10 protein-coding genes are annotated in these 19,190 nt (G+C 46.6%); all 10 read right to left on the bottom strand.

What is annotated here, in order from left to right:
- Positions 1 to 83 precede the first annotated feature (83 nt).
- Complete coding sequence (locus BDI_RS15700) at positions 84 to 2,357, bottom strand: GH92 family glycosyl hydrolase (RefSeq protein WP_008773066.1); 2,274 nt, start codon at positions 2,355 to 2,357, stop codon at positions 84 to 86.
- Between the two features lie 17 nt (positions 2,358 to 2,374).
- Complete coding sequence (locus BDI_RS15695) at positions 2,375 to 4,714, bottom strand: GH92 family glycosyl hydrolase (protein WP_011967176.1); 2,340 nt, start codon at positions 4,712 to 4,714, stop codon at positions 2,375 to 2,377.
- Complete coding sequence (locus BDI_RS15690; RefSeq protein WP_011967175.1) at positions 4,711 to 6,105, bottom strand: SGNH/GDSL hydrolase family protein; 1,395 nt, start codon at positions 6,103 to 6,105, stop codon at positions 4,711 to 4,713. Before BDI_RS15690 ends, BDI_RS15695 begins: the two co-directional genes overlap by 4 nt.
- Positions 6,106 to 6,124: 19 nt before the next feature.
- Positions 6,125 to 7,285, bottom strand: coding sequence for a glycoside hydrolase family 130 protein (locus BDI_RS15685; RefSeq protein ID WP_011967174.1), 1,161 nt, complete (start codon positions 7,283 to 7,285; stop codon positions 6,125 to 6,127).
- Between the two features lie 24 nt (positions 7,286 to 7,309).
- The gene (locus BDI_RS15680) at positions 7,310 to 9,475 is read right to left on the bottom strand and encodes a GH92 family glycosyl hydrolase (protein WP_011967173.1); all 2,166 of its coding nucleotides are present in this window, start codon (positions 9,473 to 9,475) and stop codon (positions 7,310 to 7,312) included.
- 127 nt (positions 9,476 to 9,602) lie between these two features.
- The gene (locus BDI_RS15675) at positions 9,603 to 12,287 is read right to left on the bottom strand and encodes an alpha-L-rhamnosidase (protein ID WP_041525606.1); all 2,685 of its coding nucleotides are present in this window, start codon (positions 12,285 to 12,287) and stop codon (positions 9,603 to 9,605) included.
- 117 nt (positions 12,288 to 12,404) lie between these two features.
- Positions 12,405 to 15,905 carry a leucine-rich repeat protein gene (locus tag BDI_RS15670; protein ID WP_011967171.1) on the bottom strand — a complete coding sequence of 1,167 codons (3,501 nt, stop codon included), beginning with the start codon at positions 15,903 to 15,905 and terminating at the stop codon, positions 12,405 to 12,407.
- Positions 15,906 to 16,078: 173 nt separating this feature from the next.
- On the bottom strand, positions 16,079 to 16,843 hold the full coding sequence (locus BDI_RS15665) for a DNA-binding domain-containing protein (protein WP_011967170.1): 765 nt from the start codon (positions 16,841 to 16,843) through the stop codon (positions 16,079 to 16,081).
- A 359-nt stretch (positions 16,844 to 17,202) separates the two neighbouring features.
- Complete coding sequence (locus BDI_RS15660; protein WP_005860121.1) at positions 17,203 to 18,150, bottom strand: tyrosine-type recombinase/integrase; 948 nt, start codon at positions 18,148 to 18,150, stop codon at positions 17,203 to 17,205.
- Positions 18,151 to 18,411: 261 nt separating this feature from the next.
- A complete protein-coding gene (locus BDI_RS15655; protein WP_011967169.1) occupies positions 18,412 to 19,179 on the bottom strand; it encodes a DUF3823 domain-containing protein in 768 nt (255 codons plus the stop codon).
- Positions 19,180 to 19,190: the final 11 nt, after the last annotated feature.

Here is a 19,190-nt window from a genome sequence, read left to right as displayed (position 1 = left end):
CAGTGAACATTAATGATTAATTCCCCGTAGCCTTGTTTTCAAGGAACTACGGGGACAAATATACAGATTTTACAGCCAAAAACTTATTTACTTAACGAGAAAGGACGATCCTCTTTCGCGGTTCCTCTCGTCTTCTCCGGTTGATTGCCCATTTGAAGCTCCAGCACGCCCCCATTCACGATATCGCTGTAATGGATATAATTACGTGTATGTCTCTTCCCGTTCAAGGTAGCGTTTTGGATATATACGTTATCCTTACTATTCCCTTTCGCCTCGATCACGAACTTCTTGCCATCCTCCATCGTAATCGTAGCTTTCCGGAATTTCGGGCTACCCAATACATACTCATCCGTCCCCGGGCAAACACTGTAGATTCCCAACGCGCTCAATACGTACCAAGAAGACATACCGCCTTGATCCTCATCACCCGGATAACCATTTTCCGAGCTATTATATAACCGATCCATCACCTGACGAATCCAATATTGCGTCTTCCAAGGCTGGCCTGCGTAACTATACAAGTAAATCATATGCTGGATCGGTTGATTACCTTGGGCGTACTGTCCCATCTTCGCCAATTCCATCTCCAGCATCTCATGAATTTTCGTTCCGTATGTTCCATATTTCACGATACCGGGTAAAGCGAAAACAGAGTCGATCTTCGCCACGAAACGCTCATCACCTCCTGTCAAATCGATCAACCCTTGGACATCATGGAAAACCGACCAATTGTAATGCCAAGCATTCCCCTCGCAATAAGGACCGCCCCATTCGAAAGCATCGAAATCCGCCCAACTACCATCCAATTTACGACCTCTCATAAAACCGACAGATGGATCGTACACATTCTTGTAATTATAAATCTGGCGGGCAAAGACCTCCTCATAAAACTTATTCCCAGTCATTTTCGCCAACTGATACGCACAAAAGTCATCATAGCAATATTCCAACGTCTGTGCCGTAGATCCCATGGATTCCGGATAAGGTATATATCCCAACTGATAATAATCCTTCCAACGAACCCGTCCGTTGGCACCGCCCCAAGGTCCCTTATTCATCGCCTCATGCGCATACGCTTTCAAGGCTTTCTCCGGATCGAAAGTGCGGATACCCTTCACCCAAGCATCCGTCAATAAAGAGATCGAGTGATTCCCTACCATCCCGCCGGTCTCACTCGGGAACGACCAAGAAGGTAACCATCCACATTGCTCCTGAGCGTCTAGCAAGGCTTGCATATATTGCCCCTGCATCGTAGGGTGCAAGATATTGGTCAGCGGGAACTGGGAACGGAAAGTGTCCCAAAAACCATTATCGGTAAACATATATCCATCATGAATCTTCTCATCGTACGGACTATAGTAGTAAGGAGAACCATCCTCTTTCTCCTCATAAAACTTATGGGAAAACAAATTGGCACGGAACATGCAGGAGTAGAAGGTTTTCATATCCTCCTCGGTTCCACCTTCCACCAACACACGATTCAATAGCTGGTTCCATACATCAGCAGCCGCTTGCTTCGTCACTTCTACCGATGAGTGCTTACCTAGCTCACGAGTCATCGTAACCTCCGCTTGTTCCGGACTGATATAAGAGGTAGAGACCTTGGCCTGTACCTTAGAGCCTTTCGCAAATTGTACATAGGCACCGATTCCTTCTCCTTCCCGACTCAAATTATTCTTCTGGATCGTATTCTTACGATTCTCCCATGTACCATAGCTAACGAAAGGCTTATCAAATTGAATGATAAAATAATTCTTATGTGTCTTCGGAGAGAAAGCCCCATTGTGTACATAGCCGGTGATCCGGTGGTTCGCTACATCGATTTGTACCTGACTGGTTTTCGTATAGCCATCCAGTACGAGAAAAGCGTCTCCCTTCGCGGGAAAGGAAAAACGGAAATGAGCGGAACGGGTAGTTGGCGAGAACTCCGTGGTAATACCATTCTCCAACGTAACCTTATAATAATGAGGCTTGGCAATTTCCTTATCATGAGAGAACGGAGTCGCCCGTTTGGACTCATCAACAACCAATTCCGGTACAGGCATCAAAGAGAATACCCCGTAATCTCCCACCCAAGGGCTACATTGATGCGTCGGTTGGAAACCCCGGATCGTAGTGGCCGAGTATTGGTATTTCCAACCATCACCATTCTTCCCGGTCTGTGGAGACCAGCTATTCATGGGATAGGGAACCGCCGTAGTCGGGTAGGTATTTCCCCAACTCAATTCGTAAGTCGAGTTTGTTCCTTGCAAAGTATTTACGTATTGTACCAAGTCTTTCTCCGCAAAAACAGGAAAAGAGAGGGTTAAACAGAGGGCTAAAGCCGCCCCCTGTTTATAAAAAGTATTGAGTTTCATGTTATTTTATTTACTGATTAATTATTCACGCCCCAATTTGTATTCGGCTCGGGCCCCATCTCCAATTCTAGTACGCCACCTTTCATAATATCCTTATAATCAAGATAGCATCTCGTATAATCCATCCCGTTTAATTTAGCGGATTGGATATAGGTGTTTTCCGGGGTATTTCGGTTGGCTCGTATGATAAATGTATTCCCTTCACCAACCTGGATCTCGGTCTTCTCAAAAACCGGGCTGGATATCTCATAGCGAGTATCTCCCGGACAAACCGGATACAAACCACATGCCGCCAATACATACCAAGCGGACATCTGACCGACATCCTCGTTTCCAACCAAGCCTTCTACCTTATTCTTATACGCCTTATCGCAAATGAAACGAGACCATTTCTGGGTTTTCCACGGCTGTCCCAAATGATTGTACAAGAAAGGCACATGATGAACCGGCTCGTTCGCATGATTGTAATAAGCGTTCCACAGGAAATCCGTAGGTGTCTTGTCGAACATCGTATCCAGATCGGCAATCACCCGTTCCGTTCCTCCCATCAGTTCCACCATACCCGGAATATCGTGAGGCACGAACCACCCCTGTTGCAGCTCATTGCATTCCATACAGCCGTACCATTCCTTCAGCTTACCCTCTTCCGGCCAAGCCTCAAACCGGCCATTCGCTTCTCTCGGGCGGAAGCTATGTTTCTCCGCATCATATAAATTCCGGTAAGACTGAGCCAACTTCGCATAATAAACCGCATCCTCCTGTTTTCCTAATGATTTCGCCAACTGAGACATACACCATTCCGTATACGCATACTCCAAGGTTTTGGAGATACTCTGCGGATTCGGGGTATAGCCCAACTCCGCATTCCCGAACATTCTCGAGGTTTTATCCGCATACCGATAAGCCTTTTCCATATCCAAGCTACAAATACCTTTCGCATAGGCATCCGCCAAGACCGATATAGCCGGATTTCCTAACATACAACCGCTATAGGCGTTCAACAACTCCCAGCGCTCATAGTACTCACGGCCACTCTCCTCTGCCATCGTTGTCAATGACTTCAACAAATCGTTCACCAATACCGGATTAATAATCGTTTGCAAAGGCATCTGACTACGGAACACGTCCCAACCGCTAAAGATCGTACGTTTCGTGAACGTATCCGACTTATGCGCTTTTCCATCCGCGCCCATATATTGACCATCCACATCCGTGTAAATCCTCGGATCGATCATTGTATGATACAAGGAGGTATAGAAGATCACCTTCTGCTCATCCGTTCCACCGCTGACATCCATCTTAGCCAAAGCCGTATCCCACAACGAGCGGGCACGAGAACGTACCGCGTCAAAATCCCAATCCTTGATCTCCGCTTTCAAGTTCTTTTCCGCACCCTCCAAGCTTACAAAGGAAATACCGGCCTTGAAAAGAACCTCCTCATTCGCCTCGGTCTCAAACTCCGTAAAGAACCCGAGGTGCTCGCCCTCATATGCCTTTGGTCTCTCCGAAATCTTTGCGTTCGCTGTCAATGTCTGGAAAGCCGGGCTCTCCACGAATTCCCGATGACGATCCTGTCCTTCCGGAATATCCACGCTCCATACACCATAATCTTTCAACGGTTTGGAGAACTGCGCATAAAAATACACGGTATACCGGGAAGAACCTTCACCATTCCCCCAGCCTCCGCCTTCCGGCGTACATTCCATTCGTCCGGCGATCGTATGGTCATCTATCACTTGAACCGCCTGATACGTAGAAGTACCTCCTACACGACGGGCTAAGTCCAACTGGATGCGGGACTGCTTATTCTCGGGGAAAACGAATCGCAGCATACCGCTATGAGGAGCCGCTGTCGCTTCCGCTTGTATCTGGTAATCGCTAAGCAATACCTTATAATATCCAGCCTTAGCCTCCTCGGAAGATTTATCATACCGGGAACGATACCCGGCTACGCCCCCCTCTTTTCCCGAGTTCGTGCGCAGATCGCCCACGGTAGGCATTACCAATAAATTACCCAGATCACCGTACCAGCCGATACCACTCATCTGCGTAAAGGCGAATCCCTCGATCGTCTCATGCTCGTAGCTATATCCGGAACCATTGTCGCCCCCCGTAATCGTATTCGGACTTACCTGTACCATACCGAAAGGGGTAGTCGCACCGGGGAAGGTCTTCCCCAAGCCATGGTAAGCACCGGCCGCCTCCGTATTCGTACTCGCCCCGATAAAGGGATTTACATAATCAGAGAAATGAACCTCCTCGATAGTCCGGGTCGGACCGGAACAGGCAGTTCCCACCAACGCGAGCGATAACGCCGTAGTCGTTATCCATCTTAAATTTCTTACTAGTCGTATCATTTTTTTATAAGTTCTATTCTACGTACCTTCGGTTGGGCGATCTGATACATACGATCCACCAACATATCGATTTGTTGGTTCCAAGCCTCCCGGATCTCCGGATACATCATCTTGGAGTAGTTATCCAGATGGCCGGCTAAGAAGATATTCGTATGAAGGTTCGCCCTTAACGTATCCATAGCGGCGATATTATCCTGAAATAACATGCCCTTCCGCTTCAAGATATAAAATTCCGTCCACGCATATTCCCGGAAACGTTTCTCGATATTCCAACGTTCCTCATTCAAATGCATGACCCGAACGGCCTGCTGATATTGCGGTGTGTTCGTTAACGCCGCTAAGTTAATACCTTTTGCCAAATCCTCGGCCGAAAACGTAGAAATTGAATCCCCGTCTATCTCCAACCTATACGCACCTTTCAATCCATCCACCCGCAATACCTCTTGATTAAGATCCTCCATAATCGGAGCGTATAAGGTCGCCTCATATTGCGTATGTTTTTTCTCCCAGCCCCGAGAGATCGTATCCATCGGATAAGGTAAAGACTTCGCTAAATAGGTAAAAGAGATCGTACCCTTGTCTGATACTTTCAATTCATTCACGAAACAATTCTCGTTCGCCAGCACCACACGTCGGGAAGCATCGATATCAACTTTAGCGACCGGTTTACCCGCCAATCCCTGAGACTTCAAGAAGAAATAGGCCATCAACATATTACCGTGGTTATCCGGATGAATCCGATCTCCTTGCATTAAGGTAAACCGCGGATCTTTCGCTTGCTGTACCCTGTTCACCTCCAATACCGGGTTGTGGAAATCCACGAACGCCCAGTCATTCTTCACGGCCGCCTCTCTTTGCAGACGGATGATTTTCTGGATCGTAGCGTTCTTTCCAAGAAAAGGCTTATTTTTCTTATTTTGCCAAGTCTCATCGTACGGCGTGCCACCGATCATGATCACCCTTGTATCTTTGTGAGATTTCATGATCTTCTGCATCGCCTGAAAGGTCGTATCTACCCGATACATTTGCTGCTCCACGAAAGCCGTAGGATTATCGCCGTTATATTCGAAATAACCACTATCGTTCATACCGAAAGTAGCCGTAACCACCGTCGGATTTTTACCATATACATCCTCCTCGATCCGTTCCAACATATCCCAAGAACTGTCACCACCGGTACCGGCGCTATACATCCGCATCCGCATATCCGGGAAATGAGTGATATAGTACAACCATATATAAGAATGATAATGTCCGCCCTCTGTTATGCTATTGCCTAAAAAAACAACCCGATCACCCCTTTGAAAAGGGGAAGGAGTTTTCTGCGCATTGCCACACACAAACACAGAAAGCATACACGCCAAACTAAAAAGCCATCGATTAGTTCTCATCTTATTTACTTTTGGACACTTAGAAGTTCAATTGTTTATCCGATACGGCCACAGCCACGAATGAATCGGCACAGCCATAATACAGATACCATTTATTCCGGTAATAGACCAGACCTTCCACGAATACGGTACCCGCAGGGTATTGACCGCTTTTTTCAAAATCATCCGTCGGTTGCAAGAAAGGCTTATCCAAACGACCGATCAATTTTGTCGGGTTATTTACATCGAACAATGCTTGTCCGGCACAATAAGAGTTCGCAGGATAAGCGGTATCCCCTTTTTCTCCCGGTTCGTTTTTACCATTATACAACAGAACGATGCCATCCTTTGTCAAGATAGCGGGAGGTCCACATTCGGTCAACTGACTATCGAAATAGCCGGAACGAGGAGAGAACAATTTAAGCAACTCACCATTCTCGTCCAACAGTGGGTCCCAATCTATTAAATTATCGGAGGTAGCCGCATATACATTCTTCTCCCCCCAGTACATGAAATACTTGCCATTCACTTTCGCAATGACCTGCTTATCTCCCTTTAAAGTCGTGACTAGCGATGCGGATTTAGTCGCCTCATCCTTGAATTTGCCATTATAGGCTTTCTCAAAAGCCGGACCGAACTTCGTCCAGTGTTTCAAATCCTTTGAGGTCGCCACCGCCAGACGAGGCACCTTACGATTCCATTGCGTATATAGCAAGACATACGTACCATCCTCGGTCATAGCGATACGAGGATCTTCCGTACCTCCGGGACATTCGTTCTCCGCTTGATTATCTTTAGCCGGATAAAAAGCAGGCTTCGTATCCCTCTCGAAATGGATACCGTCAGTAGAGGTCGCATATCCCAAACGGGAAGTCCGGGAACCGATTCCCTGAGCGGAGTTATCTTCCGCACGGTACATCACCACGATCTTCCCATCATAAATCGTAGCCGCCGGATTAAATGTGTCACTCTCCTCCCATGCTACAGAATCTTCCCGCATCGGGCAATAAAACTTAGTTGGTAACGGCTTAATTACCGGATTCACTCCTGTCGGACGCTCAAACCCGTCCAAGCACCAAGCTGTTTCCGATATAGTTTCCGATACAGCTTCCGCCGTCTGGTCTTTCTTTTGAGAGCCGCAAGCTACGGTAACCAATCCCAATAAGCCGAAAGTAGAGACTAATAATGTTTCTTTAATCATGTTATTCGTAGTATTAAGTTATATTTATTTTCCATATGAAGGGGGAGCTATCCGAGTTCCCCACGTCTTATCCGGCTTCCCGGATAATTTATATTCCAAGGTCGCCCCCCGATATAAATCCGACCAATCAATCCAAGTGCCCTCCATCTTCTTTCCATCAAGACTTAAGGAATGGATATACTCTTTTTTCTCATCACCCCCTTTGATAATCACGTCTCCCTCGGGCAAATGTAAAACAATCTTACGGAATACCGGACTATTCACAGAGAAACCTCCCACTCCGGGAATCTCTGGAAACAAACCGATACTGGCAAAGACATACCATGCTCCCATCGATCCTAAATCGTCGTTGCCCGGCAAACCGTTCACACGACTACTATATTGTTCGTTCAGTATACGCCGGATCACTTGTTGCGCCTTATAAGGAGCCCCCGCCCAATTATAAATCCAAGGGATTTGGAAACTAGGCTCGTTACCGGAGGCGAACCATTCATCTCCATAACTAGCGTCCAAACGTCGGAACATCTCATCCAAACGCTTCTCCGCCGCTTCCTTTCCTCCTATACTATCGATCAACCCTTGCAAATCATAAGGTACCATCCAGAAATAATTCTTATATGTCGATTCCCGCCAATCCGCATCATAACGTTTCCACGAACCATCCTCGTTTCGGGACTGCAACCAACCGGTCTCCTTATTAAAAAGATTCTTCCAGTTCATCGCCCGTTGCGTATACCAATTACAAACCGGCTCATCATTGCAGGCTTGCAAGGCGAAACGGCCAATCGCAAAATCAGAAGATGTATATTCCAGTAAGATCGAAGCGTCGTAATACCCTTTCTCCAAATACTGTTCCAAGCCCGGTCGAGTCAAAACACCTTGGGAATTAGCCCCCGGCACTTCTGCTCCATAACGCATAGTCCGCAGTAAAGTTCGAGGATCATAGTTGCGAGCTCCAAACGCATACGCATTGGCTACAAGAATCGGAGTCGGGTCCCCCTGCATAACACCTGTCTCTATATTCGCCAGTACCCAACGAGGGAAGCCACCACCGGATTGCTCGGCAAATAAGTAATGAGACATAACGATATCCGAGGTCTCCTCGGGAGCTAGCATAGCGATCAAAGCAGTCTGCGTACGATACGTATCCCAATTACTGAAAGAGGTATAGAATTTTCGGGCTGTCTTATGCACTTGGCTATCCGCCCCCATATATTCCCCATTCACGTCGCTACAAACATTCGGATGGATTAATGAACGATATAGATGCGTATAGAATTGCATTTGGCGATCCTCGTTATCTCCCTCTACCTCTATCTTCCCGAGGTATTCATTCCATTTATCTTGCGTCGCCTGACGGACCGCAGAGAAGTCCCAAGCGGGATTCTCAACCCTCAAATTCTCTCGGGCATTCTCCACCGAGACATAAGAAACACCGATCTTATACTGCACCGCCTGATTCCCCTCTTTCAACGGAAAAGTAAAATACACCCCCGAGTGACTGCCTTCCGCAAACGTATGATTCGCATGTAGTCGCTCCTCCTTCCATGTACCAAAACTCTCCGCATCCGCATCGAACTCAGCCACAAAGTAAACCTTATAGGGAGTTGGGATTCCACAGAAAGCACCACCCTCCGCATATCCCTCGCAACTATGAGGACCCGTAATCTTAATAGCGGCTACTTGGATAGGGGTAGCGGCTACTCCTCCTCCGATAATCACGGTACCCTGCTTTTCCTTGGAAGAAAACGTATAACGAGCCATACCCGTACGTTCCGTAACGGTTAATTCCGCACGTATAGAATGATCTACGGTGGCTGCGTAATAACCGGCCGTTCCGATCTCCTTGCCGACCGGAGTCTGCATATTCAAGATACTATCCGGAGAAACCCGTAAAGCTCCGGCAATCGGAAGCGTAGGGAAATTTCCCATATGATCGCATCCCGCACCACTCAATTGATTGATGACAAAGCCTAGTTGTTTCGTGAAATAAGTCGGGGTAAACTGTACCATACCGAAGGGATAGGTAGCCCCCGGATACAAATATCCGGAAGCCCACCCATTACCTTGAGTCCCTATCAGGGTATTGGTCTTAGAAACGAGATTTGACGCATTTACCAAACCTCCACACAACAAGAAAACATAGCTAACCACACATATTCGCCTTAAAAGCTGTTTACATTTAAACATGGTAATAGATCCTTTTTATTATTTAGCCTTTTATACTATATACCCTTCAATAGAATAAAACACTTACGGCGTAATAATTAAAAAACAGCTATTAACATAAGTCAACAAAAAGGGAATCATATGATTCCTATTCCGCAGGCAGCGATAGCGTGTGTTTTCCACTTTCCAACAGGATCGAACCCGCCGATATTTCTACATTATTCCCATCTAACACACAATTCGATACGTTAAATGGAGCGATAAAGGTCGCCATACTATTCGCCGGTATCTCCAGATCGAGGGAAAGCGATCGGTTCTCCATAGTCCAAGACACACGTGCCGTACCGTAAGGGGTCTCTCTCGCCGCCCTCGCCCACGTCACGCCATTCGGTATCTGAGGTTTGATAAAGAAATGTTTATAGCCCGGCTCATCCTCATCCGGCAAGATCCCTCCGACCGCCTGACAGAACCAAGCGCCAATGCCATTGAAACAATTATGAACCTTACTACGTTCTCCCGACCAGTATTCCCAAGTCGTAGAAGCCCCTTGATCGATCATATATAGATATCCCGGCAGCTCTCTCTTTTTCAGCATGGAATAGAGAAAATCGGCCTCTCCGTCCTTTATCGCCCAATCGGTCAAGATTGTAACACCCACCAAGCCGGAACCGATATGCCCTTTGCAATTCTCCAATGTCTCTCGATATAAACCTTCCTTTACCTCGGGCATATGCTGTTCATCTGTCACGCCGACCAACATCGGATAAATCCGATCGATCTGGGAGCCTGTAGCGTACTGTTTCTTCTCCGGATCATAGAAAGTCTTCTGGATAAGCTCGTTCAATCGTTGGCGACGCTCTTTATACTTAGCGGCATCCTCCGCTTTCCCCAATACCTTCGCGATCTTCTCCATCGTAGTGAGGCAATCGCTTATAAAGCAGTTACTAACCAGATCTACCGATGACTGCGCCGTATAATCGACACCCGCCGGAGCCAACCAATCCCCTAAATACCATGCCCGATAATCCGTATCCGGCCAACGTTTCAGCAATCCATCGACCGTATACGCATCCACATAACGCAACCAATGTCGCATAACCGGATAATATCGCTCGATCAGACGGCTATCCCCATAATTCAAATAAGTCTGCCACGATCCCGTGATAATAAAGCCACACCAATACGGACCACCTCCCGCCGGGTATGGACTCGGTACGCAATGCGGCATACCCCCATCCTCACGGATGCAATCCTGCCACATCTGCATCCAGTTCATATACACGGAAGAGCCCTCATACAATGTCTGGAAACTCTTACAAGAGGCATTTCCATCCCCACCGTATCCCATACGCTCATAATGCGGGCAGTCTACGATATAACCACTGAAAGCTAGGTTCTTGAAAGTATATTTGATCATCGCATAGATAGCATTCAAGTCCGGATCCGAGCACTCGAAAGACGAGGCATCCTTATAATCCGTATGAATCAGATAGCCGGTTACCTCCTCGGGGGCTTTCGCCAAACCGGATATCCTTATATATTGAAACGCATGGTGGTTAAATTTATTTCGGAATACCTCTTTGCCTTGTCCGGAACCGATATACCAATCCTCATACTGTCCGTTCTCCTCTTGTGGCTTGAAATCTTCGTTTTCATTTAACCAATCCGTATATTCCATACGGACCCGGTGGCCTTCCGGTAATTTTGGGAAACTCAGCTCAACCCAACCATTTAACGCCTTTCCCATATCTACGAGCCAAATACTATCCCCTATTTGTTTGATTCCTTTGGGACGGATAATCTCTTGTATTCGATTAGGCTCACACATTTGGGGACTTACCTCTATCCCGGGTACCTCCACCTCCAATACCGGCGTCCAATCCAGTTTGTCAAGCGTAGCCGTTGTCAAATCCGGCAACGCCTTCCGCCCATCCACACATTCACCCCCGAATTGATGGGGATACCAAGTACCGGTACCGGTCTCACCATACATACTTCCCCGGCCTTCCCAAGAGCTATCTGTAACGAGTAACGTACTTGTAGCGCCATTTCTTTGAATCTCGTCCAATTGCAGTTTAACCAACGGCCCATCATGAACGGCATTAAAAGTAGCTTTTCTGTACCAGCCACGGCCCAACCAGAGCAATAAGTCGTTTATTCCCTGCTTTGCGTACGGCGTAAGATCGTACGTCACCGATAATGATCTTTTGTTTAATTGAGATACCGCAGGCGAGAGAACATCTTCCGATACCTTCCTCCCATTTAAATAGATCTCATGATACCCTAAGGAGTTTACATGAAGGAGTAATGTGGCATCACGGTCTTGAAGCTCGAACTTATTCCTTAACATCGGATTCTTCTCATCCGGCATCCCTATATATTTCCCTTGCCATTCCGCTTTATCCAAAAGCCCGATCCCAAAGCGATTGATTGGACTCCAATCCGAGGATTCCCCCTTATCGTCCCATACCCGGACTTTCCAATAGGCCAGCACACTAGATCGCAACTCTTTCCCTCGATAAGGGACCATCACGGAAGCGGACGATTCCACCTTACCTGAATTCCATAGATCGGCTTTGCCTTGAGCCAGCAAGGAACTATCCGTGGCTACTTGTATCTCAAAATACGCTTGCCGCATAGTTTGCCCGTCTGTCTCGATTTTCCAGCTAAAATGGGGATGGGTATTGTCGATCGCAACCGGATTCTCCAAGTTCTCACAACGAAGATCTTTTAAGATGAACCTCCGCCCGGATTCACAGCCCGACATCAGTAACAATAGGGTCACAAAGTAGATAGATATACATTTCATGATAAATAGATTGACATTACGCATGAATATACTTTCTAATGGCTTACGATACTTATATCCCCGGTAAATATTAAGATTTATTAAACAAGAAAGGCGAGCCACTCGCAAATGACTCGCCTTCCTATGATTCCTCAAGAATGGCTAGAAGCGGATCTTGTAGGATTGGTTTTCGATACGGATGATATAGGAACCTTGCGGGATGGTTATCATCGTCTCACCAATTGGTAAGGTTATCGCCTTATACAATTGACCGCCGAATGTCATTATATAAGCCGTACTCACATGAGCGGACTGGATATGCAATACCCCGTTTGATCCCCAAATTTTCAAGGCATTGGATTCTACCTCCGCATTGCCTACGGTGGTGTTTTTTACGATCCCGGTAATAGATATTGTTATATCAGAGTTGATATTCTTGATCTCATACTTGCCATCAGAGGTCGGCTCGATCAGCTTATCTCCTACCTTTACCATAGGGGTAGATTGATCGTAGTCCGTATCGAGCGTAAGGGAGAACGAGAAGCTACCGCCCGCTTCCACGGAATAAGTTCCAGCGAGAGGACTCAAGGCGGCGCCTTCAACGGATGGAAGGGTCACACTAAAGGTCACTGTTGGATCCGGTGTGGAAGAGGCAATGCTTACCTCTGAATAAGCGGTCAGAGTAGAATTTACAGCATTTACCGTATTCGAGACAAGACAACGATACTTCCCGGCCTCGGAGACCTCCAGTTGCGCATCTTCATTCGTACTTAAGACATCCGAACGAAGAGAGGAGAGAGCCTTCGTCCGCTGTACTTCCGGCTTCACTTGCTTCCAGTTATTATTCTCGCTGTCAAATTTCTCCCATATATAGGAAAGATTCGCCTCTTCCTCAGCCGACGCTTCGACTTTTAGAAGCGTGGAGGAACCCATCTCTATCCTAGGCGCTTTCTCCGGTCGTTGGGCAATAGTAAGGCCAGCAGGCCCCGTTACGGCATCTAACAGACCGGTTTCATCAATGAAGATACCCTCATTTTCCACCAACGCATCCAACAGGGTATTTTCGCCGGGTAGTAACCGTGTGCTTCCTTGGTTCAATACTTTCCCTAAGTTATTATTGCCATCCAACGTGATCTCGATATTGGATGTCTCGGCAACGGTAACACTCTGTGACGTAGAACTTCCGGAACCAACAATCAAGCTTTTAAACGTGATGCCGGTAACCTTTCCATCCTCAGTATCTATTTTCAAGGATTTAACTCTTGTTAATTCCTCGTCGTTTCCGATGACTCCATTGAACTTACTGCCTGTCGTACTGCCGTCCGTATAGGTAGAATCTTTTCCGATTGTAATATCAGTGTCCTTATCTGGCAATAAGGCTCCTATCGCTTTGGCTTTGATAGTCAAGTTCCCTTTTACCGTAGCGATAGTAACCTTGCCCGTTTTTGCGTCATACTCGCAAGGCTCCAGACCTGTAGGATACCATACCTCGATCGAGTCCGGCAAAAAACTACCGCTATCCGGAACTAAAATGAAAGACACGGACCTCCCGGATATAGCTATTTCCGGTTGGAAGGGCTTTACGGTAAGTCCTGTCAACTCAAAGTCCACATCGAAATATTTATCACCTTCTTCCAAGATATAAGGAAAACCTAGCCAATCCCAAGTAGCGGTATGATAAGCGGCAAGGGCCCCTTTGGGCACGTAGATTCTACATTTGTTTTTATCCAAGATATTGAATGAGCCATTAACGGTTGAAAGTGGCGTAGAACGTTGAATGTGAATATCGTCAGCTTGTGCGTCAAGGAAACTCTCTGTTCCTACTTCCTCCACACTACTCGGGATCGTTATGGATTCCATGATACGACCGCTGAACGCCTTAGGCCCTATACCGGTAACAGCATAATTATTCCCTTCATATTCCAAAGAAGAGGGGATTACGTACGATCTACCTTTCGTATAGGCATCCTCTTTTACACCCGCAACCTCGACAGCCGCATCCCTAGTAATCCGATAGGTAAGGTCACCAAGGACAAAAGGATCCCCACTAATTTTCCTAGCCTTCGCAGTGATCGTCACGTCGCCGGTAACGGTTTCTATAGTCAAGGTATCCTTACCGAATGTACCATAGAAGAATTCCTTCGACATAGGATCCAGTTTCTTGCCTCCCATGGTGACGGTGATGTCTCCTATGCCTAATACATAGCCACTCTCGGGCGTGAGTCTCGCTTCCAGTCGGGAGCCATCAACCACCAAGTCGGGGCCATAATAAGCGACTCCCTCAAATCCGGTACGGGTGATGGAGTATGTGCCCTCCTCCCTTATGTTCTTAAAGTCCTTCCAGCCATCGGTGGCTTTGTAGGCACCGGAAGCCCCGGCAGGTACAAAGATGACACATGCGTCCTTATCCACTCCTTCAAAAGCGTCCTCATAATAAATATTTATGGGTTCAGGACTTATACAATGAATCTCTTTTAAGGCGGTACACCCAGAGAATGCTCTCCGAGCAATACCAGTGTTTCCTTCTAGAGTAAGCTTTTCGAGTGAGGTTTGATTTTTAAACGCATCAGCCACGATATATTCTACCTTATAAGAATTAGAGCCGACAGTCACCACTTCCGGTATGGTCACTTCTTTCTGGGGAGCATCTAGGAAGCCATGACAAAATGCGTTTTCTTGAGTAGTACTCATGCTATAAGAAATTCCAGACAACACATTTTCCGTATAAGTAGAGACTTGTATAACGACATCTTTATTCACTTCCTCACCCGGGATAGTTATTACGCTAGGTTCAAAAGATTTAAATCCGGGTTCCAGCGTAATATTCACGGTCAAGGATTGCCCGCGAGCTATTGAATCCGGCGCATCAGTAGACGCTACTCCATAACCCACAACATAAACCGGATATTTCTTGGGAAGCGGCTCCTCCAAAATTTCCTTAAACTGATTCCAAGGGGCACTGGCGGCATAATCAGCCTTACTGCCAGCCGGTACGTAAAGCGTGATTCCACTCAAATCTTTCTCTCCGAAAGCGCCCTCTATTATATGGTAATTTTTGGGGTCTATAGCTTTCGCATGAATCTCAGTCAAACCAGCCTGTATGGAAAACGCATCAGGAAAAATATAAAACTTGTCATTCGGCAATGTTATTGATGTTATATTAGCATATGTATTGTAGGCACCCTCATAACCATTCAAACTATAGTGCTTTCCTTTTGCGGTTACCACGCTCTTTAATACTATGCTTGATGAAGTCGGTTGAGTTTGTGAAGGAGGAAGCATAGCGCTGCATTTCTCAAGCATATACCTCTCCTCTCCAATCATTATTTCCGTATGCTCAACAACATTAATTAAGATCGTTCCAGTAATATTCTTCGCCACATTAGCATTTTGGGAATCATCCCATGAGAAATCCCTAAAATTCTTCCCTGCTTGTGATATACCAAGACGATAAGCACCTGTTGATGTTGCTATTTTAAAAGCAAAACTACCTCCATCCTCAACCTCTGACGGACAATCAATCGTGACATTACCATAAGTATTAGTATATATCTTGTGCATCACTTTCGTATTTTCCTGCCCCCAAGCAAGATGCACACCACACAAAAGGGCTATCACCACCAGTGACAGCCGTAAACCGATTCGTAGTAAATTTGTTTTCATAAGCGATATAATTTAAAGTGAATAATAGTCTTAACATTCGTTCACGGGTATGCTCATAGCTTCCCGTCTATGACCGGTGAGAGAGCCTAGACCATGAACCATGAGAGAGCCTCGTCTATGAGGGGTGAGAGCCTAGGCTTTATCAGCCCTCATAGATGAGGCTCTCTGCCTTATCAGATCTCGTCCGGGCTTTCGCTATCGCCTCCGCCTCCGGCACCTACCGTCAGGAGGATGGGGAACTTATAGGTACGGGGATCCTTCACCAAGCCGTAATTCGCCCCCGCCTGCGTAGTGACGCTCAGCCAGTACTGCCCCTCGGCGAGTTGCGGGATCTGGATAATTATCTCGCTCTTGGTGTTACGTACGATAAGGGAGACTTTTGTTGGCGTGGCGCCCTCCTCATCCTTGGTGAAGTAGACGCCTACAGATGGATCATCCCCCTTGATAAGCAGCGTGCTGCCGAAGATGATAGCCGGGGCGTTCGGAGTGATATGGAGGTTCTTCTCCTTCGTGGTAGAATCCGTGAGGTTCTCGATCATCGGGCCCACAGTGGCTACGTCGGCGTTCACGTAGATGTTTTCTAGCGCCTTCAGGAGGGTGGCGCTGGGGGTGAACATTACGGTGATCTTATTCTCCGTAGAGCGGAAGTCTGATTTCTTTCCGTCGAACGAGCCGTTGATAGTGAGCAGCCATTGCCCGAACTTGTTCACCACGCAACGGCCTTGGGCGAGGGCCTCGATCATCTCGTCGTAGGAGAGGTCGAGGATGTTGGTGATCGTCTCCGGGCGGTACTCGGTGCGTTTCTTCACGATGCGGTTCGAGATGTCTGAGGTTCGCGTGGTTCCGGTAATGCGGATCTTTCCGGTGAAATCGCCGGTTTTCTCGGTTAATACGTTGTCGTACAGATCTACGGTCAAGATGGTCTTTTCTTCTGCCATGATGCTTTTTGTCTTTAATGCCCCGTGGTAGTGGAGCGTTACCTTTTAATAATGTTTATCACCCTTATTCGCGAAATAAGGGGAAGAGATATCGCACGTCCAACATAAACTAAAAAAAACACGCATAACCACTATTTTTAACCGCATATCCACGATATATGCGCAATAAGCATAAATTTGGATTAATTAGAGGATACGATATCTGTATCCCCTTCAATTCCTATTTCTTAATAAATAGATAAAAGTGATTGTTTATCAATAATATTTTTTACATTTGCCAAGCCTTCCGTTGAAAATAGCCTATTATAGGTAATTTTTATGCTGAATAGGCTCTTCCCCTTATTTCGCGAATAAGGGCATCACCCAGCCGCCAAAAGCAAATCCACCTCTTCCGTCACCCTAGCGTTCGCACGATTCAATTCCGACTGTTCCAAAGAGGCCAGATAAAAACGTGTTGTTTTTTCCGAGGTATGCCCCAACGCTTGGCTAATGATCGATAAAGGGACTTGTTTCCGCAAGGCGTTCGTTGCCCATGTATGGCGGAAAACATACGAGGTCAGATGAATGGGACGAGATAGCGCACGACCGATCTTCTTCAACGAGTTATTATACGAACGCAGTATCGCCTTGTATTCCTCATGCCCTACCTCTCTACCCGGAGATAAAATAGGGAAAAGGTACGGGGAAGAAGCGTCCGCATACTTATTAATCAACCGCCGCATCCCCGCTGTTATCCCGACACGGATTAAGGTCCCCGTCTTCTTACGCCGATATACGATCTCCTCGCCATACAGGTTCGCCGTAGTCAAGCGAGCCATATCCGCGAAAGGCATGCCGCAAGATAAATAGGCGAACGTACAATAGTCGATCACGCACGCCAAATCCGGCTCCTCAGACTTCAAGGTCACGATCTCCCGGAGCGACTCGTTTCCCAACGCCCTAGATCCGGCTCTTTCCCGCTTCAAGTTCAAGTATGCGAAAGGCGATACGACGCAAGCCGGCAACAGACCATCCCGGCAAGCTTGGTTATAAATCGAGCGAAAGTTGCTGAGGTATGTATTCACGGTATTCACTCGCAAGCCGGCGGATTGCAGATAAGCGACAAAACGGCTTATTAAGCCCGGGGTTATCTCCGGGAAAAGAAGGTTTCTCCTACCCAGAAAGGCGCAGATCCAATTACGGGTCGTCCTATATAAATCGGCGGTGTTATGTTTCCCCGCTAAACGTTTCTCCCGGATGCGTTCGGTGGCATAGGTATAAAATGTTATGCCCGCCTTGCCCAAGCGGTTATTCTTTCTCTTGCTCATATCTCCTTTTTTGATGATTAAACGTATTATTATCTACCATCAAAAATAGCATAAAAACAAAATCAAGCCAAGTCCATCTCGGGCTCGTGAATCAAGTCGGTCATCACGTAGAAGTCGGCGTAGCCCTTGTTGGCTTTATACTCCGGATAAATAATAGTAGCTACGGGGAATCTTTATAGATTAATGTTATCCAACTTAAAAGAGGAAGGGATTATCCCACATAAGTCGGAGATAATCCCTTTCTACCGGAATAAAGTACTTTTAGAAAGATACGTCTACAGGTACGACCTCACTATAATTAACCTTACCGTTTGTCGTTACACCAACACGGATATACATCCTATTTCCGTTTCCTTTCATGATGGCCTGCTTATCCTTATTGTTGAAACTCGCACTTTCACTTAAGCCGATCTCTTGGGTTAATATCGTATTCAGGATATCCTTATCGGACACGTTCGTATAATCAACAGTCACCAATTCCTCCGAGTTACCGGACATCTTATCGATATAAGGGCTGATATGCCAAGCCAAAAAAGCATTCTCTATCTTATAGTCATCCTTGCTACGAGTGATCGTATAAGATACCTTCAACTTCTTGTTCTCGAATACAGCGTTGTTTACCTTGATTCGGGCGTAGGGAATCACCTTGATATCTTGATCCGTCAGTCCACCAGCGTTCAGATCAACCACCATCGTATCCACCGGATAGAAATTAGTCTGCTCCAGCGTCAAGATATATTGCTTACTGAACATCCACGAGTTCTCGTAAGTCCCATCGATCTTGGGATACGTGATAACCGGAAGCTGCGAGTAATCATCACCCGTAGAATAATAACGGTCACGCTCATACATACGTATCTGGATACTGCTGGTACCCTGTACCGGCATCGGGACAACCTCGGAGGTTTCCGCATCGATAAAGCGGCCTTTGATACCGGAATTAGGCTCATCATAATTATCATCCTCACAGGAGGCAAAGAGGCAAGAAGCCGCCAAGACAATCGCTATATTATATATGATCTTTTTCATGATTCTTTTTC

The organism is Parabacteroides distasonis ATCC 8503, from assembly GCF_000012845.1.
Classification (GTDB): domain Bacteria; phylum Bacteroidota; class Bacteroidia; order Bacteroidales; family Tannerellaceae; genus Parabacteroides; species Parabacteroides distasonis.
Note: the sequence above shows the minus strand (reverse complement) of the source record. Positions and strands in the feature narration are given on the sequence as shown.